General features: G+C 60.0%; 25 protein-coding genes. 8 read left to right on the top strand and 17 right to left on the bottom strand.

The genetic code is table 11. The annotated features are described in order from the left end of the window. Nucleotides 1-551: 551 nt before the first annotated feature. From BOP96_RS26315 to BOP96_RS26325, 3 genes are all read left to right on the top strand, one after another. Entirely contained in the window at nt 552-1,007 is a 456-nt protein-coding gene (locus BOP96_RS26315) for a YkvA family protein (protein ID WP_014717793.1), read from the top strand. Nucleotides 1,008-1,103: 96 nt separating this feature from the next. Next, complete coding sequence (locus BOP96_RS26320; protein WP_073454477.1) at nt 1,104-1,442, top strand: helix-turn-helix domain-containing protein; 339 nt, start codon at nt 1,104-1,106, stop codon at nt 1,440-1,442. Continuing rightward, the gene (locus tag BOP96_RS26325) at nt 1,439-1,810 is read left to right on the top strand and encodes a hypothetical protein (protein ID WP_005786715.1); all 372 of its coding nucleotides are present in this window, start codon (nt 1,439-1,441) and stop codon (nt 1,808-1,810) included. The genes BOP96_RS26320 and BOP96_RS26325 overlap by 4 nt, the downstream gene beginning before the upstream one ends. Here the strand turns inward: BOP96_RS26325 and BOP96_RS26330 are convergent. The 8 genes from BOP96_RS26330 to BOP96_RS26365 all read right to left on the bottom strand — a co-directional run bounded on the left by BOP96_RS26330 (nt 1,807) and on the right by BOP96_RS26365 (nt 11,499). Continuing rightward, nucleotides 1,807-3,576, bottom strand: coding sequence for a bifunctional diguanylate cyclase/phosphodiesterase (locus BOP96_RS26330; RefSeq protein ID WP_020301074.1), 1,770 nt, complete (start codon nt 3,574-3,576; stop codon nt 1,807-1,809). The two genes, BOP96_RS26325 and BOP96_RS26330, sit on opposite strands and share 4 nt — an antisense overlap. A gap of 117 nt (nt 3,577-3,693) precedes the next feature. Further along, entirely contained in the window at nt 3,694-5,775 is a 2,082-nt protein-coding gene (locus BOP96_RS26335; protein WP_224796967.1) for a carboxy terminal-processing peptidase, read from the bottom strand. Between the two features lie 361 nt (nt 5,776-6,136). Next, on the bottom strand, nt 6,137-6,790 hold the full coding sequence (locus BOP96_RS26340; protein WP_014717797.1) for an HAD family hydrolase: 654 nt from the start codon (nt 6,788-6,790) through the stop codon (nt 6,137-6,139). A 33-nt stretch (nt 6,791-6,823) separates the two neighbouring features. Then, nucleotides 6,824-7,813 carry an ABC transporter ATP-binding protein gene (locus tag BOP96_RS26345; protein WP_019817262.1) on the bottom strand — a complete coding sequence of 330 codons (990 nt, stop codon included), beginning with the start codon at nt 7,811-7,813 and terminating at the stop codon, nt 6,824-6,826. After that, on the bottom strand, nt 7,810-8,610 hold the full coding sequence (locus tag BOP96_RS26350) for an ABC transporter permease (protein ID WP_020301071.1): 801 nt from the start codon (nt 8,608-8,610) through the stop codon (nt 7,810-7,812). Before BOP96_RS26350 ends, BOP96_RS26345 begins: the two co-directional genes overlap by 4 nt. Further along, nucleotides 8,597-9,442, bottom strand: a complete 846-nt coding sequence (locus BOP96_RS26355; RefSeq protein WP_032901935.1) for an ABC transporter permease — start codon at nt 9,440-9,442, stop codon at nt 8,597-8,599. The genes BOP96_RS26350 and BOP96_RS26355 overlap by 14 nt, the downstream gene beginning before the upstream one ends. Beyond that, entirely contained in the window at nt 9,439-10,245 is an 807-nt protein-coding gene (locus BOP96_RS26360) for an alkaline phosphatase family protein (protein ID WP_014717800.1), read from the bottom strand. Before BOP96_RS26360 ends, BOP96_RS26355 begins: the two co-directional genes overlap by 4 nt. Before the next feature lie 177 nt (nt 10,246-10,422). Further along, nucleotides 10,423-11,499 carry an ABC transporter substrate-binding protein gene (locus BOP96_RS26365; protein WP_014717801.1) on the bottom strand — a complete coding sequence of 359 codons (1,077 nt, stop codon included), beginning with the start codon at nt 11,497-11,499 and terminating at the stop codon, nt 10,423-10,425. Nucleotides 11,500-11,850: 351 nt separating this feature from the next. Between BOP96_RS26365 and BOP96_RS26370 the strand changes: the two genes are divergently transcribed. Further along, the gene (locus BOP96_RS26370; RefSeq protein ID WP_020301069.1) at nt 11,851-12,564 is read left to right on the top strand and encodes a UTRA domain-containing protein; all 714 of its coding nucleotides are present in this window, start codon (nt 11,851-11,853) and stop codon (nt 12,562-12,564) included. 146 nt (nt 12,565-12,710) lie between these two features. Here the strand turns inward: BOP96_RS26370 and BOP96_RS26375 are convergent, their stop codons facing one another. The 8 genes from BOP96_RS26375 to BOP96_RS26410 are packed head-to-tail and all read right to left on the bottom strand — an operon-like array spanning nt 12,711 to nt 18,855. Beyond that, nucleotides 12,711-13,664, bottom strand: coding sequence for a metal ABC transporter solute-binding protein, Zn/Mn family (locus BOP96_RS26375; protein WP_020301068.1), 954 nt, complete (start codon nt 13,662-13,664; stop codon nt 12,711-12,713). After that, nucleotides 13,664-14,563, bottom strand: a complete 900-nt coding sequence (locus tag BOP96_RS26380; RefSeq protein ID WP_032901932.1) for a metal ABC transporter permease — start codon at nt 14,561-14,563, stop codon at nt 13,664-13,666. The genes BOP96_RS26375 and BOP96_RS26380 overlap by 1 nt, the downstream gene beginning before the upstream one ends. After that, nucleotides 14,560-15,306: a metal ABC transporter ATP-binding protein gene (locus tag BOP96_RS26385; RefSeq protein WP_073454479.1), complete on the bottom strand. Its 747-nt coding sequence runs from the start codon at nt 15,304-15,306 to the stop codon at nt 14,560-14,562. The genes BOP96_RS26380 and BOP96_RS26385 overlap by 4 nt, the downstream gene beginning before the upstream one ends. Further along, nucleotides 15,303-16,223: a metal ABC transporter substrate-binding protein gene (locus tag BOP96_RS26390; protein ID WP_032901958.1), complete on the bottom strand. Its 921-nt coding sequence runs from the start codon at nt 16,221-16,223 to the stop codon at nt 15,303-15,305. The genes BOP96_RS26385 and BOP96_RS26390 overlap by 4 nt, the downstream gene beginning before the upstream one ends. A 19-nt stretch (nt 16,224-16,242) precedes the next feature. Further along, entirely contained in the window at nt 16,243-16,803 is a 561-nt protein-coding gene (locus BOP96_RS26395) for a DUF6162 family protein (RefSeq protein ID WP_014717807.1), read from the bottom strand. Beyond that, entirely contained in the window at nt 16,800-17,123 is a 324-nt protein-coding gene (locus BOP96_RS26400) for a hypothetical protein (protein ID WP_014717808.1), read from the bottom strand. The genes BOP96_RS26395 and BOP96_RS26400 overlap by 4 nt, the downstream gene beginning before the upstream one ends. Beyond that, nucleotides 17,120-17,656: a hypothetical protein gene (locus BOP96_RS26405; protein ID WP_019817260.1), complete on the bottom strand. Its 537-nt coding sequence runs from the start codon at nt 17,654-17,656 to the stop codon at nt 17,120-17,122. The genes BOP96_RS26400 and BOP96_RS26405 overlap by 4 nt, the downstream gene beginning before the upstream one ends. After that, a complete protein-coding gene (locus BOP96_RS26410; RefSeq protein ID WP_032901929.1) occupies nt 17,653-18,855 on the bottom strand; it encodes a PepSY-associated TM helix domain-containing protein in 1,203 nt (400 codons plus the stop codon). Before BOP96_RS26410 ends, BOP96_RS26405 begins: the two co-directional genes overlap by 4 nt. Nucleotides 18,856-19,615: 760 nt before the next feature. Between BOP96_RS26410 and BOP96_RS26415 the strand changes: the two genes are divergently transcribed. From BOP96_RS26415 to BOP96_RS26430, 4 genes are read left to right on the top strand one after another with little or no spacing between them, the layout of a single operon-like run. After that, nucleotides 19,616-20,773 (top strand): KamA family radical SAM protein, encoded by a 1,158-nt coding sequence (locus BOP96_RS26415; protein WP_014717811.1) that lies wholly within the window; start codon nt 19,616-19,618, stop codon nt 20,771-20,773. Next, nucleotides 20,770-22,137 carry an ATP-grasp domain-containing protein gene (locus BOP96_RS26420; protein ID WP_073454481.1) on the top strand — a complete coding sequence of 456 codons (1,368 nt, stop codon included), beginning with the start codon at nt 20,770-20,772 and terminating at the stop codon, nt 22,135-22,137. Before BOP96_RS26415 ends, BOP96_RS26420 begins: the two co-directional genes overlap by 4 nt. Nucleotides 22,138-22,141: 4 nt before the next feature. Continuing rightward, entirely contained in the window at nt 22,142-22,858 is a 717-nt protein-coding gene (locus BOP96_RS26425) for a 2OG-Fe dioxygenase family protein (protein WP_020301061.1), read from the top strand. Further along, entirely contained in the window at nt 22,855-24,087 is a 1,233-nt protein-coding gene (locus BOP96_RS26430; RefSeq protein WP_020301060.1) for an MFS transporter, read from the top strand. Before BOP96_RS26425 ends, BOP96_RS26430 begins: the two co-directional genes overlap by 4 nt. A 106-nt stretch (nt 24,088-24,193) precedes the next feature. On the opposite strand, the gene BOP96_RS26435 is transcribed toward BOP96_RS26430, so the two are convergent. Beyond that, entirely contained in the window at nt 24,194-24,652 is a 459-nt protein-coding gene (locus BOP96_RS26435) for a VOC family protein (protein WP_014717815.1), read from the bottom strand. Nucleotides 24,653-24,668: the final 16 nt, after the last annotated feature.

Below are 24,668 nucleotides of genomic sequence, written 5' to 3' on the forward strand. Positions count from 1 at the left end.
GCTAAACCGGCATCCCTGCCGGTTTACCCCCCAAATCCCTGTCGAATTCCGGCCAGCGTGGTTTAACGGGGCGCCTAAGATCAAAAGCAGATCAAGATCAAGAGCGGCTCGCTTCGCATCGTGGTTAGCGTTGGCTGCTACAGCCTGTAAAGTTGTGTTGATGCCTAAGGCAATCGCAGGCAAGCCAGCTCCCACATTTGGAGCCGGGGGTGTCTGGGAGATAGGCATCGGCTGGCAGGCTGCCACGTCGTACCGGGTCGTGTAGATGTCTATGGCTATCGCACGCCAGCCAGCCCCTACGTTGAAGCCTCTGCAAATCCAAACGAACGTCTGCAACCGGACACAGTCTGATATAAGACTCGAGCACGGGTAGCCGCACATACATGCCAAGTCAATGAATTCTTGGGTTTTTTTTATGTGCGCAAAAAACGCCCGATCTGACTGTAGGCCTTGTAGTCCGTGGCTTTCAGCCGATAAAACAGGCTCTGTTCACAAGGTTATCCACAATTTGTGTGGATAACCTTTTATATCGCCTGGAACTGGAGTGCCCTATGAAACCACCGTTCACTTTCACCCGCTTCCTGCCTATGGCCGCACGCTTGCTGGGTCGCGGGCGCTTGCCAACCTTGTTGTTTGCCGTTGCAGCCAAAGGCTCAAGCCAAGGCAATCGGCTCGGCCAGCTCAAGGACGATCTCAAATTGCTTCAGGCCCTTTGCCTGGCTTACTGGCGTGGCGAATACCGTGCCATCAGCCCCAAGGCGCTGATTTCGGTGGTAGCGGGGCTGATGTACTTTCTCAGCCCGATTGATGCCATTCCGGACTTCCTCCCTATGTTCGGCATGCTCGATGACATCGCCGTGCTGGCATGGGTCATGAAGACCCTGAGCGGCGAACTGAGCGCGTTTCGTGCCTGGCGCGATGGGCAGCGCCCGGAAAAACTTGCGGTGGTTGAGCGCCTGCCAGCGACGCCTGAGCTGCTGGCCCGGGAAAACCCGCAAAAAAACTAATGTTGCCCGGTATCCCCTGCGACCTTTGTGGCTGTTAGGATTACACTCCTAAGGAAATAACTTACTTAGTAAGTGTTTTTATCCTACGGGGCAGTCATGGATATCCAGATCATTTCACGCGATGGCGCACCCGAATACGCGGTGTTGCCATGGGGCCAGTACCAGGCGCTGCTAAAAGCTGCCGGTCAATTGCAACCAACACGCGCTTCTCCTTCTGTTGCACCCACCGCTATCGAGCAGGACCTGCGTCCGCTTGCAGCCCTGCGCGGCCTGCGGGAGGCCAAGGGCCTGGCAATCGAGGCCCTGGCGCGTACCGTGGGCATCAGCCCTTCGTATCTTGGATTGATAGAAAGTGGTGAACGCCAGCCGGATGCCGCCATTCGCCGCAGCCTGGCCTGGGAATTGGGCGTTGCAGGTTGGAGGGATGAGTCTTGAGCTTACGTATTAGTCGTCAACACTGGGATGGGTTGCTCAACGAACTGGATCAGGCGCGGCGCCAGCGCCATTTGCTCACCTACCGTGCGCTGCTTGAGCGCCTGCAATTCCCGACGCCGGCCATGCAGACCCTGGCTGCGGCCCTGGAGCACCTGGCGGCACTGGATGCCAAGGCGGAGCAACCGCTGCGCAGTTCCCTGGTGATCAGCCAGGGTGCCAGCCGCCTGCCGCGCACCGGTTTTTTTGAGTGTGTTGAGCGCCTGGGGCGGTTCAGCGGGCCTTCCGATGGTGTGGCCGCCGCGTCCTGGCATGCATCCGAAGTGGTGCGGGTGTTCGAGTACGAGTACCCGGAATCCGCCGAGGCCTAAAGCGCCTGGGCGCAGGTGTCCATGCTGTCGATCACGTGGATGCTATAGCCCGCCACATCCTTGGCATGGTGCTTGGCTTGTGAAGCCAGCTCTGCCAACTGGCTGGCATCGAGTTGTGCGCAGGCCTGAGGATACAAATGCACTACACCGATGGACAGCGACAGCAATGCAAACTCCTGGCGCGCGCCCTGGCGATTGAGGGCCACGAAGCACCCAGCCTCAAGGTGTTCAGCGCGGTAGAAGCGTCGGCATTGGGTGTGGAAATCGTCCAGCAGTTGGTTGAGCCGCTTGCGCCAGTCCTGCGGGCCCAGCACCAGCAGAAAGTCATCGCCGCCAATGTGCCCGACAAAGTCGCGGCTGGGGTCTACCCGGTCGTTGAGGCACTGCGCCAGGCACAGCAGCACTTCATCCCCGCGCCCGTAGCCGTAGATGTCGTTGAACGGTTTGAAACTGTCGATATCCACATAGCAGATCACCGACTCGCGCTGTTGCTGCAGCAGCCGGGTGAGGCATTGCTGGATCGGCACATTGCCAGGCAACAAGGTCAACGGGTTGGCGTAGCGGGCCTGCTGGATTTTCAGCTCCGTGATCAACTTGAGCACGTCAATGACCCGACCCAGCCCCAGGTAATCACCGTTCAGGGTGATGATGAAATCCTCTTCGATGCGTTGCCGCGCGCGGCTGGTCAATAAGCGGCTGACCTGTTGCAAGGACTGGCTCAGTTCCACCGCCAAAAAATCATCGCTCATCAAGCGACTGATGGGTTTACGTGCAAACAGATCGGTCGCGAACGGCTTGAGCAACGCGTCCGACAACGAGTGCCGGTGCACAATGCCGACCGGGCAACCACGGCCGTCTAACACCGCCAGCGAGTTGAGGTTGGCCTGGCGGCGGAACGATTCCAGCACTTGGGCGGTGGCGGTGTCTTGATCCACGGCGGGTTGCTCATTGAGCAGTGCGCTCAGGTCACTGCCTTCGTCATTGAGGGCCAGCGTGGCGCTATCCGGCTTGGGCAGCATCAGGCGCGCTTCCTGCGGCGGCTTTTCCTGAGGGCGGCAGAGCAGGTAGCCCTGGACCAGGTCGACGCCCATCTCGGTCAACACCGCCAGTTCTTCTGGCAGTTCGATGCCCTCGGCAATCACTTGGGCGCGGGATGCCCTGGCGATCTGCAGGATCGAGCCGACAAACTCGCGCTTGAGGGCGTCCTGGTGAATGCCGTCGATAAAGTGCCGGTCGATCTTCACGTAGTCCGGGCGCAGTTCCGACCACAACCGCAAACTGGAATAACCGGCGCCCAAGTCATCCAGTGCGATGGCAAAACCCATGTCGCGGTAGTGGTGCAAGGCAGTTTGCAACAGCGCGAAATCGTCGGTGGGCGCTTGCTCGGTGAGCTCGATCACCACTTGGCTGGGAGAAATACCGAAGTCGCGCAACAGTTGCAGGGTGCGCCCTGGCTGATGCGCGTGCTCCATCAAGGATTCCGGCGAGATATTGAGGAACAGCTTGCCGGGCAGTTTCTGCTCGCTGAAGCGCCGGCACGCACTCTCTCGACACGCCATGTCCAGTTCGCTCAGGCGCCCGGCATGGCTGGCCACCGAGAACAGCGCAACGGGGGAGTGCAGCGGGCTGTTGGACGGGCCACGACTGAGGGCTTCATAACCGAGGATGCGCCGCTCCGACAGGCAGATGATCGGTTGGAACAGGCTGTGCAAACTGCCTTGAGCCAGGATTGAGCCCAATGCATTCAGCTGTTCGGTCATGGTCATGGCGGTCTCGATCAAAAAAAAGGACCGCAGGCGTAAACCTGCGGTCCTTTTATTTCACGACAGAATGATGTCTATATGATGACACTCCGAGGAGCGATCACATTAAATCGCCATCATTTACTGCTTGGCCACCTGCTTGGTGATTTTCAGGTAATCCAGCAGGATCCGGCCAGTCTCGGCCAAGTAAGCGTCGTCTTCCGGCTTGGTTTTATCCGCCTCGGTCGGCAGCGCGTCTTCATCTTCTTTCTTCAGCTCTTTGAGCGGGTCTTCACCCTTGGCCTTGCGGCGGGTGTTTTCCAGTACCAGTTGCTGATTCTCGATGCTGGAATGCTGTGCACGGCGATCCGCTTCGTTAAGGCTGACGGTCTTCTCTTCCATCAGCTTCTTGGCCAGGGCCAGCTTGTCACGGATAAACACGAACTCGGCGTCCTTGGCGGAGCGGGTGTCATGGTCAGCCTTCAACTGCGCCAGGAAGGGCTTGAACGGATCCGACGCCGGCTTGATCGCAGGGCGGATGGTGTCCCACGGCATGGCTTCAGGCAGGGCGCTTTCGCCGATTTCCTTGGTGTCGATGATCGACGGGAAATCGATATCCGGCAGTACGCCTTGATGCTGGGTGCTCTGCCCGGATACCCGGTAGAACTTGGCCAGTGTCAGTTTAAGCTCGCCATGATTCAGCGGCTGGATGGTCTGCACGGTGCCCTTGCCGAAGGTCTGGCCGCCGATGATCAACGCACGGTGGTAGTCCTGCATGGCGCCGGCGAAAATCTCCGAGGCCGAGGCCGAGAGGCGGTTGACCAGCAGCGCCATCGGCCCTTTGTAGAAGGCCCCCGGGTTCTCGTCTTCGAGCACGTCGACACGGCCGTCAGCGTTGCGTACCAGCACGGTCGGGCCCTTGTCGATAAACAGGCTGGTCAGCTCGGTGGCTTCCTGCAGGGAGCCGCCGCCGTTGTTGCGCAGGTCGATGACCACGCCGTCGACTTTCTCTTTCTGCAGTTCTGTCAGGATTTTCTTCACGTCGCGGGTGGTGGACTTGTAGTCCGGATCCCCGGCACGAAACGCCTTGAAGTCCAGGTAGAAGGCCGGGATTTCAATCACGCCCAGCTTGTAGTCCTTGCCATCCTGCTTGAGGTTGAGGACTTTCTTCTGCACAGCCTGGTCTTCGAGCTTCACCGCTTCACGAGTGATGGACACGATCTTGCTGGTCTGGTCGTTCGGTGCATTGGTGTGTGGAATCACTTCCAGGCGCACCACGCTGCCTTTAGGCCCGCGGATCAGCTTGACCACTTCGTCCAGGCGCCAGCCGACCACATCGACCATCTCTTTGTCGGCCTGGGCCACGCCGATGATCTTGTCGGCCGGTGCCACTTGCTTGGTTTTGTCAGCAGGGCCTGCCGGCACCAAACGTACGATCTTCACCTGGTCATTGTCGCTTTGCAGGACGGCACCGATGCCTTCCAGGGACAGACTCATATTGATATCGAAATTTTCCGCGTTATCTGGCGACAGATAATTGGTGTGCGGGTCGTAGGACATCGCAAAGGTGTTGATGTAGGCCTGGAAGATATCCTCGGCACGGGTCTGGTCCAGGCGTGCCAGCTGGTTCTTGTAGCGCTTGGTCAGCAGTTCTTGAATGGCCTTGGGCTCTTTGCCGGCGATCTTCAAGCGTAGCACTTCGTCCTTGACGCGTTTGCGCCACAGGTCGTCCAGGGCTGCGGTGCTGGTCAGCCAAGGGGCGTCTTTGCGGTCCACCAGAAGGGTTTCTTTCTGTGTGAAATCGAGCTTGTCGATACCTTTGTTCAGCTCACCCAACGCGAAATCCAGACGCGCTTTGACGCGGTCCAGGTAACGCTTGTAGATGGTGAAGCCGGGCTGCAGGTCGCCGCTCTTGAGGAAGTCGTCGAATTGGGTCTTCCACTTGTCGAACTCAGCGATATCGCTGGCCAGGAAGTAGCTACGCGAGGGGTCCAGCAGCTTGAGGTAGCTGTCGTAGATGATCACTGAGCGAGCGTCGTCCAGCGGCGGCTTGCTGTAGTGATGGCGCTTGAGCAACTCGACGACGTTAAGGCTGGCAATCACCTCATCGCGATCAGGCTGAAGGTTGTCCCAGCTATTGGCTGCGAACGTATTGGTCGACATCGACGCGAAGCCGAGACCAATGAAAAATGCGAGGGCGGTGCTGGGGAACAGATGCTTCATGCTGATTCGACGCGGGGGCAATTGATAACGCATATTAGGCCGTCTTTGAGGGAGCCGGTTCCATATGGTCCGGTCGCATAATGCAAAAAGCCCGGCGCTACAGCACCGGGCTCAGTCCAGACTCACTATGGAGGCACTGTGAAAGCATTGCAAGGCGTTGACGGTGATGTGGGGGGCTAGAACAACCTCGTCCTACGTCCGGTGTAGTCCATATTGCCAATAGCCTGACCGAATCCTAGATTGAAATGCAGTCAGTGTGGGAGCTGGCTTGCCTGCGATAGCGGTGCAACAGTGAAGAATTCTTCATCTGGCGCACCGCTATCGCAGGCAAGCCAGCTCCCACAGGTTGATGTCTATTGATTCAGGTCCAGTGGTGGATCGGCCAGCCGGCCTGTTCGGCATGGGCGCGCAACACCGGGTCCGGGTTCACCACCTGCGGGTGATCCACCTTGAGCAGCAGCGGTAAATCATTGCGCGAGTCCGAATAGAAATAGGCACCTTCAAGGGTTTCGCCTTCCTGCTCCAGCCATTCCAGCAACCGCGTGATCTTGCCTTCACGGTAAGTCAGTACACCCTCTGTCTTGCCGTCGTATACCCCATGGCTGACGCTCAGGTTAATCCCCAGCACTTCCTCGATACCGATACGCGCAGCAATCGGCGTGACCAGGTGAGTGCCCGAAGCCGAAATCACCAGGATTCGGTCGCCGTTCGCGCGGTGGCGGGCGATGGTCTTGGTGGCGTCGCTGTAGATCAGCGGCTCGATGACGTCCTCGACCCACGGCTCCACCAAGTGCTCGATTTCTTCCGGGGTACGGCCGATCATCGGCTCCAGGCTGAAATCCATGAAATCTTCCATCCGCAGCTTGCCCTGGCTGTAGGCATCCATCAGCTCGTTGTTCCTGCGCATGAACGACTCAGGGTCCACCCAGCCAAGGCGGCCCATTTGTTCGCTCCACAGCGTGGCGCAGTCGCCGTGGATCAGGGTGTCGTCCAGATCAAAAATTACCAATGCCATCGGTGATGCTCTCTCTCAATAGGTCGCTGCCTGTCAGGCTACTTCACACAGTGCGCTGGGGTCGATGGAAAGTGCCAGGCGCTGGCCATCCGGGTGCAGGTCGTCGGCCGAACGATTGAGCACGTCCACCACCAGCTCGACGCCACGGGCTTCGATGCGGTAGCGAATCACGTTACCCAGCAGGCTGTGGCTACGCACCAACGCATCGAGCTCGCCGCTGCGGCTCAACTCGATGGCCTCGGGGCGAATCGCGATGCGCCCGCTGATCGGCCGCTGCAGCAGTTGGCTGGCCTTGTCGGCATCGAGCAGGTTGTAGTTGCCGATAAACCCGGCAGCGAACACATCCACCGGCGCGGTATAGAGGGTTTCGGCATCACCGCTCTGCACGATCTTGCCCTGGTTCATCAAGAAGATGCGGTCGGACATGGTCAGCGCTTCTTCCTGGTCATGGGTCACGAAGATCGTGGTCAGCCCCAGCTCGCGCTGGATCTGGCGGATCTGCTCGCGCAAGTGCTTGCGAATACGTGCATCCAATGCCGACAGCGGTTCATCCAGCAACAGCAGGCGCGGGCGCGTCACCAGGGAGCGGGCAAGAGCGACGCGCTGGCACTGGCCACCGGACATCTGGTGCGGATAACGGCCGGCCAGGTCCTTGAGCTCCACCAGTTGCAGCACTTCTTGCACGCGCTTGTTGCTGTCGTCGGCGTTGACCTTTTGCATGCGCAGGCCGAAGGCGACGTTCTGTTCCACGGTCATGTTGGGGAACAGCGCGTAGCTCTGGAACACCATGCCGATCTGGCGTTTCTGTGGGCTCAGGGGCACGATGTCCTGGCCATCCAGGAGGATCTGGCCACTGTCCACCGGCGTAAGCCCGGCGATGCAGCGCAACAAAGTGGATTTGCCGCAACCGGACGGGCCGAGCAGGGTGACGAACTCGCCTTTGGCGACCTCGCAATTGATATCGCTGAACACCGGGGTGCCGGCGTAGCTTTTTTGCAGGTGTTGGACGCTGACGAAGCTCATTGGCTTTTGTCCTTGTTCAAGAGAGTGGCGGCCCAGGTCAGTACCAGCACAAAGAAGAAATAAGAGATCACCACGGCGCTGGTGAAATGGCCACTGCTGTTGCGCATGTTGTTGAGGTACACCTGCAGGGTTTCGTACCGGGTGCCGACGAGGATGTTGGCGAACACGAACTCGCCGAACAGGAACGAGAACGACAGCAGCAGCGCCACCATCAGGCCCTTGCGCAGGTTGGGCAGCACCACCAGGATCGCGGCCTGCCAGGTGCTGGCGCCGAGCAGTTGCGAAGCGTCCATCAGGTCGCGCAGGTTGATGGCTTGCAGGTTGTTGGTGATCGCGCGGTACATGAACGGCAGCGCGACGGTGAAGTAGCAGCCGATCAAAATCCACGGCGTGCCCACCATCGCCAGCGGCCCGGACCCGTACAGTTGCAGCAGACCCACCGAGGACACCACCGGCGGCACCGCAAAGGGCAGCAGGATCAGGATGTTCATCAACGCGTCGAGCTTGGGAAAGTGGTAGTGCACCACGAACAGCAGCGGCAAAATCAACACCACCGAAAGGATCAGTGCGCCCACGCACACCAGCAACGATTGCCCGAAGGCCATCAGAAAGCGCGGGTCGCTCCACAGCTGTACATACCATTTCACGCTGAAGCCGGCAGGCAGGATGGTTGCCGACCAACTGCTGGAAATCGAGTAGACAAAGGTGCCTACCAAAGGCAGTACCAGGATCAGGAACAACAGGTACACCACCACCCGGTGGTAGAGGGAGGCCGAGCCGGCTTCAGCGCGAGACATGGTAGCTCCTCTTGAGCAGCAGTTGATGCACCACCGTGACCACGGTCATCAGCGCCACCAGCACCACGGCCAGGGCGCTGGCCATGTTCGGGTCCAGCGACACATCGCCGGAGACCAGGCCGGCAATGCGAATCGGCAGTACGTTGAAGTTGCCGGTGGTCAGTGCATATACCGTGGCATAGGCGCCGAGGGCGTTGGCCAACAGGATCACAAAGGTACCGAGCAGCGCCGGGGTGAGCACCGGCAGGCCGATATGCCGCCAGAACTGCCAGCCATTCGCACCGAGCAGGGCGGCCGACTCGCGCCAGTCTTCGCGCAATGCGTCGAAGGCCGGGTAGAGCAGCAGTACGCCGAGGGGAATCTGGAAGTAGGTATAGAGGATGATCAGGCCGGTTTTCGAGTACAGGTTGAAGTCCTCAATGATCCCGGCCTGCTTGAGCATGAGGGTGATACTGCCGTTGAACCCCAGCAGGATGATGAACGCGAAGGCCAGGGGTACGCCGGCGAAGTTGCTGGTCATGTTGGCGAATGCGGTGACGAAGTTGCGCAGCGGCGAATCCACTCGGCGCAATGAGTAGCTGCCCAGGGTGGCGATGATGATGCCGAAGATGCTGGAGTAGAAACTGATCTCCAGGCTGAACTGGATGGCCTGCCGGTAGAACTTCGAGGTGAAGATGCGGGTGAAGTTTTCCAGGCTCCAGCCGGACTCTTCGGTTTGCAGGCTGCTGATCAGCACCCATACCAGCGGCGCGATCTCGAACACGATAAAGAACAGTGCGAAGGGCAGCAGGCATAGCAGGGCCAGCCATTTGCCGCGGGTCAATGCAATCACTTGAGCAGCTCCCGGCACACAGGCTTGTTGTGGGGCACGCCCAGCAGTTCGCAGATGGTGCCGCACAGGTCGGTTTGTTTCGGCGCAGCGTCGGTGTCCAGGCTGAAGGCGTCACCGATGACAAACAGTGGCACTTCCCGTTCTTCGCGCAACAGGCCGTTGTGGGAGCGGTCGTTGTTCATGCCGTGGTCGGCGGTGACCAGTACCTGGTAGCCGGCATCGAGCCAGTCTTGCAGGTAGTCGGCCAGGATAATGTCAGCCGAGCGTGCGCTGTTGCGGTATTGCGCGGTGTCGAGGCCATGCTTGTGACCGGCGTCGTCGATGTTCATGGGGTGCACCAGCAAAAAGTTTGGCGCGTGCTTGAGCCGCAGGCTTTCGGCGTCGGCGAACAGGTGGGAATCGGGGTAGTGGTCATTCCAGTAGAAATGCCCATGCTGGATCGCCAGCGCCTTGTCGTCGGTATGACGATCGCGGGCGGCGAGAAAGGGCGTGCGGTTATACAACTCGCTGACCCAGTGGTAAGCCGCCGCAGCGGTGCTCAAGCCGGCGTCGGTGGCGTAATGGAAAATGCTGCGCTGGGTGGACAGGCGCGAGACGTTGTTGTGCACGACACCGCTTTGGATCGGCGGCACGCCGGTGAGGATGCACTCGTACAACGGGCGGGACAGGGCAGGCAGTTCACATTCCAGTGTGTAGAGGGCTGCGCGTCCGGCGCCGACATAGGCCTGCAAGTGCCCCATGGCGTGCCGGGCAACCTCGAAGTTGAGGCCGTCGAGCACCACAAGGATGACAGTGTGCTTCATGGGGGCTGGGGCTCCGCAACAGAGGGTATGGCTCAGTATCAACGTGGAATGGGATCAAATGTGGGAGCTGGCTTGCCTGCGATGGCGGTGTATCAGTGGACACAAATGTTGAATGTCAGACCGCTATCGCAGGCAAGCCAGCTCCCACACTGACCGCCTTTGGATCAGAGAGACCGATTACTTCATTTCTACGATGACTTGCTCGTTCCACATCTGTGGCAGCTTCTTGGACGTCGCTTCCCAGGCATCGGCATCCTTGATCGGCTGCGGGTTGGCCTTGGTGTACTGCTCGCCCGGGATCAGGTTTTTGGCAACGTCTGCCGGCAGTTTCAAGTCGGTTTCAGCCCGGATCGGACGCGCATTGCCGCGCGCTAGGTTGAGCTGGCCGGCATCGCTGAAGATGTATTCGCGGGTGAGCTTGGCGGCGTTCGGGTGCTTGGCGTATTTGTTGATGAGGGTGGTGTAGCCGGATTTCACCGAGCCATCCGAGGGGATCAGCACCACGTAGTCATCGGGGTTGGCCATCTTGGCCTTATAGCTCAGGCCGTTGAAGTCCCAGACGAGGCCCACTTCGACTTCGCCTTTTTCCATGGTAGCGATGGTCGGGTTGGACAGCGAGAGGCGACCTTGCTGGGCGATCTTGGTGAAAAATTGCAGGCCCGGCGCGATGTTTTTCTCGTCGCCTTTGTTGGCGATGGCCGCGGCGAGTACTGCGTTCGAAGCCTGGGCGGCGGTGCTCACGTCACCCACCGATACCTTGTATTTACCGGTTTGCAGGTCAGCCCAGGTGGTGGGCACTTCGGAGCCGTGCAGCAGCTTCTTGTTGACGATAAAGGCAATGGTACCGGTGTAAGCCAGGGCCCAGTGACCGTCCTTGTCTTTCGCCCAATCCGGCACCTGTGCCCAGGTGGATGGTTTGTACGGCTGGGTCACTTCTTGCTTTACCGCGATCGGGCCGAAGGCCGCGCCCACGTCACCGATATCGGCGCTGGCGTTGTCCTTTTCGGCTTTGAACTTGGCGATTTCCTGGGCCGAGCTCATGTCGGTGTCGATGTGCTTGAGGCCGTAGGTTTTGGCCAGGTCTTCCCAGGTGCCTTTCCAGTTGGCCCAGTCATCGGGCATGCCGACGCTGTTGACGGCGCCTTCCGCTTTGGCGGCGGCTTCCAAGGTTTTTAGATCGGTATCAGCAGCCATGGCGGCGGTGCACATGGCAATGGTCGAGCCTAACAGTGATGCCAGGAAAAGCTGTTTCATCCGAAGCTCCTTTGGGCGTTTTCAACGCGGCGTTTTATCTGAACGTTAGCGGTGGTTTGGTCTAGGTCAGCAATACCTGAGCCAATCTAGGCCCCCTGGATGACAGTTTCATGTCGATGTCGTTTTTGAAGCGCTGATGTCGTTCAGCTCTGACTTAGCGTAGACCATGCCCAAGTGCCCGCAGGCCTTGGACTTGGCCGATGTATTGCAGGGTGTGGAAGACGCAGTCGACAGCCTTTGTCATCTGTCGGTCATCTGGAGTGCCTAGGCTGGCACCCAGCAGCAAAAGCCCAGATAGAGCGCGTTTTATGCACCTGAACGGTGCTGGTCTAGTCCAGATAGGTAACGTTGATGCGTGATGAGGCAATCAAGGCGGTAACTTCCATCGGCCTGGCGCTGCAGGAGCAGATCGACCACGGCCTGTTGCCGCCTGCCAGCAAACTGCCCGCCGAACGCAAGCTCAGCGAGTTGTTTGGTACCACTCGGATTACGGTGCGGGAAGCCTTGTTACAGCTTGAGGCCCAAGGGCAGATTTACCGCGAAGAGCGTCGGGGCTGGTTCGTTTCGCCGCCACGGCTGGCCTATAACCTGATGCAGCGCAGCCACTTTCACGCCATGGTCAGCGATCAGGGGCGCGAGGCTTCCACGCAGGTCATCTCCGCACGCCTGCAACCGGCGTCGGCGGCGGTGTGCGCGTGGTTGCAGTTGCCGGCGTTGTCGAGCGTGATCCAGATTTGCCGGGGGCGCAGGATTGACGGGCGCCTGGTGTTGTATGTGGAGCACTATCTGAACCCGCAGTATTTTCCGGGGATCCTGGCGTGCGATTTGAATCAGTCGATGACTGAGCTGTATGCCAGCAAATATGACTTGCACTACGGGCGGGTGCGTTTCGAGATTGTGCCCACCTCGCTACCGGTGGAAGCGGCCGCTGCGCTACGCGTCTCGGCAGGCAGCCCGGGCTTGCGCATCGCCCGGGTCAATTACGACCAGCATCAACGCCTGATCGACTGCGACCTGGAGTTCTGGCGGCATGATGCGATTCATGTGGGTGTGGATGTGGTGTAGCGGCTGGTGCACCGCGAGCCCATGTGGGAGCTGGCTTGCCTGCGATGGCATCGACTCGGTGCGCCTGATAAACCGAGGCGTCCGCATCGCAGGCAAGCCAGCTCCCACATTGAACCGAGTTTATCTCTGACGGATCGGTGGCTTGCCTAGGGTGTAAGTGCCTTGATCACTTGGTCTACATTGGTTTCCAACTCCGTCACCGGGTCGGCGCCGTCCACATTCAACACCAACAGTCTGGAGCCGCCGGCAGTGACGGCGGTTTTGACTGCATCGCTGGGTTGACGGTGATGCAGCACCACCGCCACAGCGTTGTCCTTCAACGCGCTGCTGAGTTTTTGCAGCGCCTCGGGCGTCCACTCGGCGTCGGGCCGTGCATCGGTGCTGAGCACTTCCAGGTTCAGGCTGCTGACCAGGTACGCGAAGTGATCGCTCAAGCTGAGCACACTCAGGTTGTCGGCCTTGGCCAATCGCGCCTCGCTGTCGGCGGTGAGCTTGAGTAAACGCTGTTTGAGCGCGGCCAGGTTAGCGTCGATCCTGGGTTTGGCAGCCGGCGCCAGGCGGCTCAGGTCGGCGGCCATCACGTCGGCCATGCGCCCCATATTGTTGCTCGATTGCCAGGGTTGGCTGTTCAAGCCATCGGTGACCCCCGGTTGTACTGCGATACCCGGCAAGCCGCCGTCCACCGGGCGTGCGGCATCGACTTCGACGATGCGGATATTGCTGCGCCGCGCCACGGGGTACAGCGGGTCATCGGCCCACAGCGAGCGCAGGCCGATGGCCGCGTCGGCGTCCAGCGCCAACTTGTTCAATGCCGCAGCACCGCGGCCGGTGAAGTAGGACACCTGCCGCGAACCCGGCAGATTGGCCGGTGCGGCGCGTTCAAGCGCTACGTTGGTGCCTGTGAGCAGCGCCTCGGCCAAGCCGTAGGTAATCGGCAGCGACGCCAGCACCTTGACCGGCGGCTTGGTCTTGGTCAGGGCTGCGTGACCGAGGCCCTGGTTGACTTTGAAGTCCTTGGCGTCGAAACCGTCGACGGCCAGTGCCGACGTACTCATCAAGCAAGCGATGGCCAGGGCCAGTGGGCGAAAGACAGGGCGCATTATCCAAGATTCCCTTTGAGGCTGGGCACAACGCCACGGGCGATGGCGGCGAAGGCGAAGGCGATACCGGCAACCAGAATGATGGCGGCACCGGATGGGATGGGCAGGTCGAAGATAATCGGCAGCAGGATGCCGCACAGGGTGCTGACGGTAGCGATCAGCACCGAGATCCAGAAAAACCCTTTGAGTGACTGGCTCAACAGGCGCGCCGCAGCGGCAGGAATCACCAGCAAGGCACCGACCAGGATTGCGCCGATGACCTTGACCGCGGCCACGGTGATCAGGGTCACCAGGATCACGAACAGGTAGTCCAGGCTTTTCACCGCCACCCCGCGCACTGCTGCCAATTGCGGGTTGAAACTGGCCAGCATGATGCGGTTGTACAGCGGCAATGCCAGGGCCATCACCAGCGAGCCGACAATGGCCAGTACCAGCAGGTCGTTGCCGTTGACCGTCAGCACCGAGCCAAACAGCACGTTCTCGAGAATGTGCACGTTGATCTTGCCGGCCAGGATCAGCAGCAGGCTTGCCCCCAGTGCCAGGGACACGGACAGGAACACGCCGATCAAGGTATCGGGCGCCAGGCCGGTGCGGTTACGCAGGTAATTGAGCAGGATGCCGAACAGCAGGCAGTAGCCAAACAGGCTGCCATAAGGCCCGGTATAGGGTTCGCCCAGCAGAATGCCCACGGCCACGCCGGTCAGCGCGGCATGGCCGACCGCTTCGGAGAAAAACGCAAAGCGCTTGACCACCACCAGCGTACCCAGGCCGCCGAGTACCGGGCCGATCAACAAGCCGGCGAGCAGGGCGTTGACCACAAACCCGTAGGCCAGGGCTTCGGGCAGGTAACCGGCAGAGGCCCAGCCCTGGACCATCAAGCGAAAGGCTTCATAACTCATGGGGCCGGGCTCCGAGGGTGGGTGGAGAACAGAGTGAGCAGGCGGTCCGGGGTCAGCGCCTCTTTCGGTGTGGCGTCGAACAGCACGCGGCGGTTAAGACCGGTGACGCGGTCGGCCAGGCGGCCCACGGCCTCTAGGTCGTGCTCGATCCACAGGACGGTAATCCCGGCCAGGCGCCAGTCGTTCAACAGCCGTTCGAACACCTGGATACCCGCCTCGTCGAGGGCCGACATCGGCTCATCCAGCACCAGCAACTGCGGCGCAGGAATCAGCCCCTGGGCCAGCAGTACGCGCTGGCGCTCACCGCCGGACAACGCGCCCATGCGGCGCTTGCGCTTGTCTTGCATGCCAACGCGCTCAAGGGCATCGCCAATCGCCGCTGCGTAATGCCTGGAAAGGCCCAGAAACGCCGGACGACGCTGGCACATGGCAGCCATGAAATCGTCCACGGTCATCGGCAAGCCGCGGTCAAATTCCAGCGCCTGGGGCACGTAACCGATGGTGCCGGGTGTGGTTGGCCATTCCAGGCTCAAACGCCCCTGGTGCGGCGTCTGCCCCAGCAGGGTCTTGATCAGCGAGCTTTTACCGCCGCCGTTGGGACCTACCAGTGCGTGGATGCTGCCCGGTTGTACCTGGAAACTCACGCCATCGAGGATTGCGGTGCGCCCCAGGGTCAGCGAGACCTGGTCGAAGTTCAGGGTGGGGCCGACGTTGACGGCGTTCAGGTGCTGCGCGGCGGTCATGCTCCCGACTCCTGAATCGCCCGTACCACGGTGTTGAGGTTGCCGGTCATCTCCACTTCGTACTTCTCTGCGCTGTATTCGCCGTAGGAAATATGCGACAGCGGGTACAGCTTGACCCCGGATTCACGCTGGATGGTATCGACGTAGGTGGACGGGAAATCCATCTCCGAGAAGATCACTTTCACATCCAGAGCACGCAGTTCATCGATGGTCTTTTTCAGCTGGCTGGGGCTTGGCTCGATACCGTGGGCCGGCTCGACCACGGCGGTGACTTCCAGGCCAAACTCGCGCAACAGGTAGTCGTAGGCCGCGTGTACGGTGGCGACACGCAGGTCGGGGTTGGGCGCGCTGGTCAGCTTGGCCAGGGCGTCGGCGCGCATCTGGCGCAAGCGCTTGCCGTAGGCGCGAGCGTTCTGGGTGTAGGTTTTAGCGTTGTCCGGGTCGAGCTTGCCCAACTCACGGGCAATGTTATTGACCTGGGCAATCGACGCGCTGATCGACAGGAAGGTGTGCGGGTTGACCACCTTGCCCGCACCGCGTGCCGCGTTACCTGTAGCGGCGAGCAGCGGCACGTTGGCATTGGCTTCGATCACCGGGATGTCCGGGCGCTCGCTGGTGGCGATCATACGGTCGGCGAAGTCGTCATGGCCGACGCCGTTGAGCACGATCACATCCAGGGTGCCGATGCGCTTGATGTCTTCGGCGCGCGGCTCGTAGGCGTGCGGGTTGAAACCGGCGGGAATCAGCGGCACCACCTCGGCCTTGTCGCCCACGATATTGGCCACGTAGCTGTAATAGGGGTGCAAGGTAATGCCGATACGCAGGCGCTTGGCCGCCTCGGCATTGGCAAGGGGGGTGAGCATCAGGCTGAACAGGCCAACCAGTAAAAGGCGCAACAGGGGCGATGACATGGACATGGGCAATCGGTCTTCTCGTTCAGTGACGGTGCTGGCGGGTGACGCCAGCATCGAATTGCGCGACCACCTGCTGCCAGCCGGCCGCGATCAGCGCCTGGTCAGTGAGGTCGGAAGGGGCGGCAAGGTTGGCGCTGCGGTTGAGCCAGATATCCGGCTCACTGCCTTGCACGCGCATCAGCAGCGAACCGCTGGTGGCCGGCGCCTGGCTCAAGCCCAGGTAGGCGGCGGGTGCCAGCAGCTGCCAGCGATGGCCGCCACGGCTGACCGAACTGGCATCCTGGGCAAAGGGCGCGAAGCCTTCTTCGGCCAGTTGCTCAGGCGTCGGCAGGGCGCTGTGTTCCTGCTGCAACAGGTGGATTTCATCCAGGGTCACCCGCAGGTCGGCGTAGATGCCTTGCTCGGCGGCGCTCAGGTCGCGGCGGGCGTCCAGCTGGTGGCTGGGCACTGCCGCGACTTCCTGGGTTTCCCCGTGCAGCGCCACGACCGTGCCCGCCACCGCGAGGATGATCAGGCACAACAGCAACACATAAAGGGTTTCGTGGCCCGCGCCGGCGGGGCGTACAACCTGTGTGGTACTCATTGCGACGGGATATCCGCTTGGTCGATTTCCACCACGTGGCCGGGGCCGGCATCGAACAGCACGTAGAATTCGGCGGCGGGCTTCTTGAAGGTCAGGGTCGAATCCTCGCCAAGCTTGCCCGGCACCAGGATGGTTTCGTCGTAGCCGATCACATCCAGGGTTACGCCGGGGGCGCCACTGCCGTCGGAAAAACCGCCTTTGCACTGTATCTGCTCGCCGGGGATTTCTTTGCATTCGCACATCGGGTTGTGGGCGAAGGCGGTGGTGCTCAGGCCGGCGCACAGCAACAGCGCGGCGCGGGTGAGGCGCTTGAACGTCATGGTTTGACTCCTTGCTTGTTCAGCCAGGCAATGGTGGCAGGCGAGGCCTGGCTCAGCGGGATGGAACCCTGGTGCATGCTGCCGTCCCACCCTTCCATGGTCACCCATATTTCGGCATCCGCCGGGGTGCGTTCTGGGATCGGCAGGGCGGCGCCCATGCGGTACGGCGTGCCGAAGAAGATCACTCCGGCGGCGCGCAGGCTGCGGGGTTTGCCGATACGCAGGTAAGTGGCCTTGACCTGCTCGGCACAGGTATCGCACAGGGCAGCGTTGAAGAACTTCATCGGGCCAGCCGGGTTCGGGCTCGGGCCTTCGTTGCGAAACTCAGCCAGCGTCAGGCTCCAGGGACCGACTTGCACCTGCCCGGCCACGCGCTCGCCGATGCCGGTATCCCCGCGAAACAACGCGGCGTCGGCAAAGTATTTGGGCATGAACCCCAGCGGCACCAGCAACAGCAGGATGTTGATATGGAAACGCCATTTCAGCCAAAAGGCGCGCAGCGGGGACGGCGGTACGGTTGCAACCTTGCTCATCGCTGGGCCTCCGAGGTGTCGGCGTGCATGGTCGGGATGGGCGCGTGCTGACGTTGTGTCTTGGCCTCGCGCTTGAGGGCGTTGAGGGTGGCCAGAGCGGTGCGCTTGGTCCAGATCAGCAAGCCGCTCAATACCATCATGCTCAGCACCAGGCCGAAGAATGCCCAGATCAGCTTGATCCACAAACCGCCAAAGTCCCCGGTGTGCAGTGGGCGCATCGACTCGGTGACGAATTCCAGCGGGGTACGGTCGGACAACAGGTTCGAGACCGCGACTTCACCGTCATAGGGGTTCAGCTGTGCGGTCTGGAACATCAACGGGTACCAGCCACGCCCGCCGATCTGCAGGTGGCTGTAGGCGTTGCTTGGCATGAACACAAAGCTGGCGTCCAGGCCGGGGATCCGCTCGGCGGCGATGTCGATCGCCTTGTCGATAGGGATCATCGGTGCCGGCACGCCCGGCGCCGACAGCGGCACCTTATCCCGTGCGATCACTGGCACGATGGGTTCACTGGAAATGGATATCTGGTTGTCGCCCAGGACAGCCTCGATCAGGAACCAGGTGCCGGTGATAGAAATGACCGCGATAAACCAGATCGACCAGATGCCACTCAGGCGGTGAAAGTCGCCCCAGAAGATCCGCGCACCGTGGCGGATGCGCAGGGTAGGGCGCAGGAAGCCTTTCCAGAAGCGCTTGTACACCACCAGCCCGGTGACCAGTGAAGCCAGCAGCGGCAAGCCCAACGCAGACACCAGGTACCAGCCCCAGCTGTACCCATTGGTGAACGGCACCAGCCACCAACCATGCAGGGCGCGGGTGAATTGCTGGAAGTTGAACGAGGGGCTGATGCCCTGGAGCGCGCCGGTGTAGGGATTGGCATACACCTCCACGGAGCGCCCGTCCGGGTAGCTGAGGCCGACGCTTAGCGCGAAGTGCGATTCATCCGGGCGGATGATGGACTGGACGATGGCTTTGGGCTCATCGTGCTTGATGGCCGCGATCACCTGGTCAAAGCTCAGCGGCTGAGCGTCATCCGACGGCTTGCTGGCGCGGATATCCGGGTTGGCCAGCCACACGATTTCCTGGCTCACCACGGCCAGGGTGCCGGTGACGCAGACGATCAGTACAAAGAACCAGATGGGCAACGCCAGCCAGCTATGGACGAGAAACCAGAGTTTGGAGCGTGACTTCTTCGACATATGAATGAGGGTCTTGATCGGAGGGGGCAATAGAGGCCCGGAAAAGGCCAGTCGTAGCTTTTGCTGACGCGACAGGCTGTATCTAAGTTAAGACGGATGAGCATGAGAAATCCCTAAGGTGGATATGAAAGAAAATGTTTCAGGTTCACATTCAGGCCGCATTTATGCGCTGATCGAACACGCAGTACGCCAGCCCGCAGGCGTTCAGCGGCTTGCGTTAGGCCAGGGCAGACCTCCAAGGACGTGATCATGCCGCTGTGTGATGTCGTCAGCAGCCACGCATCTGAGCGCCACTTCCTCGCGGCCAACCCCTGGCTCAGCTGAAGTGCGGCTACGTAGTTATATAAGTAGAAATAACGCTCTCTATACTCACTGAGCGTGTTGCTTTCAGTATTATTTGTTTTTCAAATAGCTGGGCTTGAACGAAAGCGCCCCTTGTCATTACGGGGTGTTGGCGCGGGTGCAGGTTAATTCCAGAGGAATGACAAGGTTATTGTATTGACACATTGGCGGGCATCGGCTTTAGTGAGTGCGGACTTGGAAGTCGCAATAGTATAAAAAGGAAGTTAATCGCATGACCGTGCTAGTCGTTTATTCGCGCCATCACGTGGTGAACCGTTATATCTCTCTGGTGCCGGTGATCAAGTTAGTTACTTGATTGTGGTCTGTCGCCTGCCCGTCGATTGTCATTGCTGCGAATCATACTTTTCCTGTGCTGGAAAAGTACGCGTCCCTATGCCTTAACAGAGAGTTCAAACTCATGTCGATTTTTGATCAAGCCATGCATCGTTCAGTTCAATGGCAAGACTGGCGTTGGCAGCAGAAGAATGCCATCCGCGATGAACCTGCACTGCGCAATGCCTGCGGTGGATGGGACGAGGCCACAACGGCGCATATCGAGCACAACTTGCAAGATCGCAAGATGCAGATCACGCCTTATTACATTGATTTAATCAAGCGTTCACTCACCAGCGCAGAGGTGATGGACCACCCCCTGTGGCGCCAGGTAGTACCGTATTGGAGCGAACAGGTGCAGGGCGACTACGACGGCAGTTCCGAAAACTGGGAACTCAATCATGAGATGAAGACGCCCATCTGCCAGCACAAGTACGACAACCGCGTGATCCTGCGCACCACCAACACGTGCAATGCCTATTGCCAGTTCTGTTTCGAGGCGCTGCGCACGCTGCAGGTGGGCACCGACAAAGCTAACGCCAACACTGACTCGTTCAAGGATTCGGTGGAGTACATCCGCGGTAATCCAGCGATTGAAGAGGTGATTCTCAGCGGCGGTGACCCACTGATGCTGGCCGACCGCAAGCTTGAGGAGATGCTGGCCGCATTGCGCGGCATTCGTGATGATCTGCTGATACGCATTCATTCGCGGGCCTTGAGTTTCAACCCGTTTCGCGTGACCGATGAGTTGGTGGCGATGCTGGAGAAGTACAAGGTCAATGCATTTGGTGTGCATGTCTGCCACCCGCTTGAGCTCAGTGCTGATTTTGCCGTCGCGGTTAAACGGATTCAGGGTGTGGTCCCGATTGTATTCTCTAACATGCCGCTGTTGCGTGGCGTGAATGATGATGAAGCGACGTTGCATAAATTATTCATTGATCTTTATCGTTTGGGCGTAAAGCCATATTACTTATATCACTTCATGCCGTTTTCACCCGGTGCTTCAGAATATAAGGCGTCGATCAGCCAAGCCATCGCCATCATGGATCGGCTCAAACGCCGTGTATCGAATATTGCCCTGCCCGAGTATGTACTGCCGCATGCACAAGGCAAGTTCACCGTGCCATTGTTGGACTTTGAAAAGCCTGAAGACTTACCGCATTTTGAAGTCCGCGATGGGCAGCGGACTTACCGTTTTCGCAACTGGGAGGGCCAATGGTGCAGTTGGCAGGATGCGGTATGAAACAGGATGCGATTCTGTTTATTGATGTAGATGACAGTGCTTGCGCTCGCTACCGCTACCGGGAACCGCATTTCACGGTGGCCCGCGCCCACGGTTTGGCGTGTTTGACGGCCGCCGTGGCGGGGCGCAAGCACCTGCAACGTCTCAGGGACGACAGTGACGAAGTGTTCCTGCTCGAAACGCTCAGTGAGCAGTCTGTCCTGGAGTTGGTCGGACAGTTGGACGGGCGTTATCAGGTGCGTGGGATTTTCTGCCAGGCCGGGCACCCGTCCGCACAAGGGGAGGTGGGCTGTATCGTCGCGCAGGCGTGTCAGCGGTTGGGCTTGGTCTACAGCCACCCGGAGGCGATTGCCGCGTGCAATAACAAGTTCTTGATGCGCCGCGTGTTGAAACAGCATGAATTGCGTTCGGTACCGTTCGTGCTGTGCAACAACGAACAGGAACTCCAGCAAGGCGCCGAGCGCGTGGGTTATCCACTGATCGCCAAACCGCCCTTTGGCGGGGCTTCGGCGTTTATCAAAAAATGCTCGAGTTGGGAGGAGCTACGCAGCCACTATTGGCATTTCGTAAGTGATCATGGCGCCGCCGCTTATGCGGACTTCTACGGCTGCGCGCACGCCCTGCCGCTTGAGGATGGGCTGCGGCGTGAATACTTGCCAGGCCACAGCATTCTGCTGGAAGGTTATATTCCTGGCATCGAAGGCAGTGTGGAATGTGTGATTGTCGGCGAGCGTGTCCATCCGCTGCTGATCAATGAAAAACTGCTGCTGACCGAGCGCAGCGGCACGGTCCTGGAGAACCTGCTGATTTCCCCGCCGACGTCGTTCAGCCAGGCCCAGTGCGAGCAGATCCGCCAGTACGCGGTGGACTGCCTGCACGCGGTGGGCCTGACCAACGCTGTGGTGCATTTCGAGTTTCGCATGACGGACGCAGGGCCGGTGGCCATCGAGATCAACCCGCGTCTGGGCGGACTGTATGTGAACTCGGCGTTCCGCGACCTGGCCGGTATCGATCCTTATCAGCTGTACATGGGATTGTTGTTGGGCGAGAAGGGCATCAATGCACAGTTGGAGGCTGGCGCACATAAGGTTGCCGATGCGGGGCAACACTACGCGATGCTGGCGATTTATCCGCAGCACAGTGGCCTTTTCAGGGGCATTGACGGCCTGCAGTTCCTCCACCAACACCGCTCGGTGCTGGAATACGCCCCGCAGGACCCCGGCCACTACATTGACGCGGATATCGAGGAGCATTATTTGCTCAAATGCTGGGCCCAGGTTGGCAATGCCGCCGACGCCCATGCCTTGCACGATGCGTTGCAGCAACATCTGCGCATCCTCATCGATCCACCGGTTGCAGGATAGCGATATGGACATCCCTCAGATCTCGGCGCTTTTGCGCGAACATCACTTCTGTCATCGCCCGGACTTTCGCGAACTGGTCAACGTTGAACCCGGTGAGGAACAAAGCTTTCGCGCGTATTGGGATAACCTGGTGCGCGACGAGGCGTTCAGGACTTACACCCACCGCGAACGGCGCATCTTGCGCTATCGTCTGTTACCGTCACGGCAATTGCAGATCGACAGGAATACGGCGTTCAAATCGCCGGTCACCTACGCGGTGAACTATCGCCAGGGCGTGAATCACCTGAGCTATAGCGAGGAGGGCTTTATCGAGCATCCCCTCATGCACAAGCTGCTGGCGACGGACCTCGCGGTGATTGCCCCGCACCTGGGCGAACAGACCTATACGATCGATATCCATCAGTTCCGGGTGCGGGCGGACGTGTCATCGAGCAGCCCGACCACATCGGGGATTCACCAGGACGGCCTGGATTGGGTGTTCATGCACTTTATTGGCGAATGCAACACGGTGCCGGTGGTGTCGGAGGTGTTTGCCGACGAAACGGAGCACAGCCGGCTACTGAAACTGCCGATGGAGAAATTTCTGGAGACTATCGTGATCAACGACCGTGGGTTCTATCATCGGGCCGGGGAGGTGCGACCGCGGGTAGAGACGGACCCGGCCTGGCGCGATGTGCTCTTGGTAAGCCTGCGCAGTGTCGAGGGGGCACAGCCTGCATGAGTCACGATCAACAACTGAATCTGTCGACCCGCAACGCTCGCCTGATCATCTTTGCCCGCGGTGTGTCGGATTTTGGCGCATTCCTTAACATGGTGGCGTTGTCCACTTATGTGTACTGGCTCAGCCAGAGCGTGGTGTTTGTCAGCATCTTCCTGGCGTGCCGGGTCACCGGCGGGATTGTCGCGAGCCTGTTTGGCATTCCGTTTTTCCGGCGGTTTGCCGGGCGTGGGACGTTGGCGGGGTTGGACCTGGCCCGGGCGCTGTTGCTGATGCCGCTGTTGGTGTTGTTACCGGCCCATCAACTTACCCTTCTTCCCTTTATCGCCTTCGGTATTGGCCTGTGCAATTCGCTGTTTGCCATTGGCCTCAACAGTCAGTTGCCCACTTGGGTCGCGCTTGAGCAGCGGGTGAATACCAACGCATGGATCACCTCGGCGGCCGCCACCGGCGCGGTCTTCGGCAGTTTGCTCTCCGGCTTGCTGATCGCCACGGGCGGATTTGAAGCGGTGTTTGCGGTCAACATCGGCACCTATGTGATTGCCGCTTGCCTGGTCTTGCCCTTGCGCGCGTTGTTTAGCGTTGCTGTTGCCGCGCGTCGCGGACTCGCCGCCGAATGGCATGAGCTGACCAAGGGGTTGCGCGGTGCGCCGGTGCTGGCTGCGATGTTGCTGATCAGCATGTTAGACACCCTCGGCAGCGCGGCCCATAACGTCGGTTGGCCAGTGCTGTCGCAGTACATTTCACCGGACACGGCCAAGACGGTCATGGGCTATCTGCTGGCCGTGTGGGCCTGTGGCAAGTTTGTTGGCGCGCGCATCGCCAGTGCAGTGTTGAAAGGTCGTGGCACCCAAGGCATGGAGCGCTTGTTCATGCTCGGTGTGGCGTTGATGTCCAGCGGCTTTATCCTGACATTCCAGCAGACCGAACTGTGGCTGGCGCTGTTGCTGGTGGTGTGGGCGGGGCTGGGCGATGGATTGTCCGAGGTGGCGTTGATCTCCCGTGCGCAAAGCGAGCCCGATAGCTTGCGCTTGCCGCTGTTCAGCCTCTTGACCCTGATCCAGATGGCCGGTTTTGGCGTGGGCATGCTGGTGGTCGGGCCGTTCTATGTGACGTGGACGCCGGCCCAGGTGATCGTGTTGTTCCATGGGCTGCCATTGACCGCCTTGTTGGTCATGACGATATGGCTGGGGCGCAATGCCTACCGGGGTGTCAGATCGACAAACCCTTGAAGTGTTCCAAACGCCACGCAGGCCTTTACTTTGCCGGAGCAGGCCGGTTGGAACCTGGGGCAAGGCGTGGCGTGTTGCAGGCGCGAGCAAGCTCACGCCCACAGGGTTAATGTTGCTTGAACATCTCCATGGCACGCTGGCGGATTTGCTCCTCGGTCAGGTCCTCCTTATGGGTGGCCAGGAACCACAGGTGCCCGAACGGATCCGTCACACTCGCCGAGCGATCCCCATAGAACTGATCCTGCGGCTCGGACACTGCGCTGGCGCCGGCATCAACCGCTTGTTTGAATTGTGCGTCCACATCATTCACATACAGGTGCAAACCGACACTGGGATGCGCGTCCGGATTGCGCAGGGCCGTTTCATCGCAGGGCGTGCCCAGCATGATCACCGCTTCGCCAATACGCAGCTCCGCATGGCCGACCCTGCCGTCGGGCATGTCCAGGCGCATGAACACTGAGGCGCCAAAGGCCTTCTTGTAGAACTCGATCGCCTTTGCGGCCTCGTTGATGCCTAGATAGGGGGTAATGCCGTGATAACCCTCGGGAATAGGTTTAACGCTCATAACGTTCTCCTTTGAT

This window comes from Pseudomonas sp. FSL W5-0203 (genome assembly GCF_001896155.1).
Taxonomy (GTDB): domain Bacteria; phylum Pseudomonadota; class Gammaproteobacteria; order Pseudomonadales; family Pseudomonadaceae; genus Aquipseudomonas; species Aquipseudomonas paracarnis.

Bases quoted from the DNA above. Each gene is read 5' to 3' on its own strand.
- BOP96_RS26315 (WP_014717793.1), top strand. From the start codon at position 552: ATGAAACCACCGTTCACTTTCACCCGCTTCCTGCCTATGGCCGCACGC.
- BOP96_RS26320 (WP_073454477.1), top strand. From the start codon at position 1,104: ATGGATATCCAGATCATTTCACGCGATGGCGCACCCGAATACGCGGTG.
- BOP96_RS26330 (WP_020301074.1), bottom strand. From the start codon at position 3,576: ATGACCATGACCGAACAGCTGAATGCATTGGGCTCAATCCTGGCTCAA.
- BOP96_RS26335 (WP_224796967.1), bottom strand. From the start codon at position 5,775: ATGAAGCATCTGTTCCCCAGCACCGCCCTCGCATTTTTCATTGGTCTC.
- BOP96_RS26340 (WP_014717797.1), bottom strand. From the start codon at position 6,790: ATGGCATTGGTAATTTTTGATCTGGACGACACCCTGATCCACGGCGAC.
- BOP96_RS26345 (WP_019817262.1), bottom strand. From the start codon at position 7,813: ATGAGCTTCGTCAGCGTCCAACACCTGCAAAAAAGCTACGCCGGCACC.
- BOP96_RS26350 (WP_020301071.1), bottom strand. From the start codon at position 8,610: ATGTCTCGCGCTGAAGCCGGCTCGGCCTCCCTCTACCACCGGGTGGTG.
- BOP96_RS26360 (WP_014717800.1), bottom strand. From the start codon at position 10,245: ATGAAGCACACTGTCATCCTTGTGGTGCTCGACGGCCTCAACTTCGAG.
- BOP96_RS26365 (WP_014717801.1), bottom strand. From the start codon at position 11,499: ATGAAACAGCTTTTCCTGGCATCACTGTTAGGCTCGACCATTGCCATG.
- BOP96_RS26370 (WP_020301069.1), top strand. From the start codon at position 11,851: ATGCGTGATGAGGCAATCAAGGCGGTAACTTCCATCGGCCTGGCGCTG.
- BOP96_RS26375 (WP_020301068.1), bottom strand. From the start codon at position 13,664: ATGCGCCCTGTCTTTCGCCCACTGGCCCTGGCCATCGCTTGCTTGATG.
- BOP96_RS26380 (WP_032901932.1), bottom strand. From the start codon at position 14,563: ATGAGTTATGAAGCCTTTCGCTTGATGGTCCAGGGCTGGGCCTCTGCC.
- BOP96_RS26385 (WP_073454479.1), bottom strand. From the start codon at position 15,306: ATGACCGCCGCGCAGCACCTGAACGCCGTCAACGTCGGCCCCACCCTG.
- BOP96_RS26390 (WP_032901958.1), bottom strand. From the start codon at position 16,223: ATGTCCATGTCATCGCCCCTGTTGCGCCTTTTACTGGTTGGCCTGTTC.
- BOP96_RS26395 (WP_014717807.1), bottom strand. From the start codon at position 16,803: ATGAGTACCACACAGGTTGTACGCCCCGCCGGCGCGGGCCACGAAACC.
- BOP96_RS26400 (WP_014717808.1), bottom strand. From the start codon at position 17,123: ATGACGTTCAAGCGCCTCACCCGCGCCGCGCTGTTGCTGTGCGCCGGC.
- BOP96_RS26405 (WP_019817260.1), bottom strand. From the start codon at position 17,656: ATGAGCAAGGTTGCAACCGTACCGCCGTCCCCGCTGCGCGCCTTTTGG.
- BOP96_RS26410 (WP_032901929.1), bottom strand. From the start codon at position 18,855: ATGTCGAAGAAGTCACGCTCCAAACTCTGGTTTCTCGTCCATAGCTGG.
- BOP96_RS26415 (WP_014717811.1), top strand. From the start codon at position 19,616: ATGTCGATTTTTGATCAAGCCATGCATCGTTCAGTTCAATGGCAAGAC.
- BOP96_RS26420 (WP_073454481.1), top strand. From the start codon at position 20,770: ATGAAACAGGATGCGATTCTGTTTATTGATGTAGATGACAGTGCTTGC.
- BOP96_RS26425 (WP_020301061.1), top strand. From the start codon at position 22,142: ATGGACATCCCTCAGATCTCGGCGCTTTTGCGCGAACATCACTTCTGT.
- BOP96_RS26430 (WP_020301060.1), top strand. From the start codon at position 22,855: ATGAGTCACGATCAACAACTGAATCTGTCGACCCGCAACGCTCGCCTG.
- BOP96_RS26435 (WP_014717815.1), bottom strand. From the start codon at position 24,652: ATGAGCGTTAAACCTATTCCCGAGGGTTATCACGGCATTACCCCCTAT.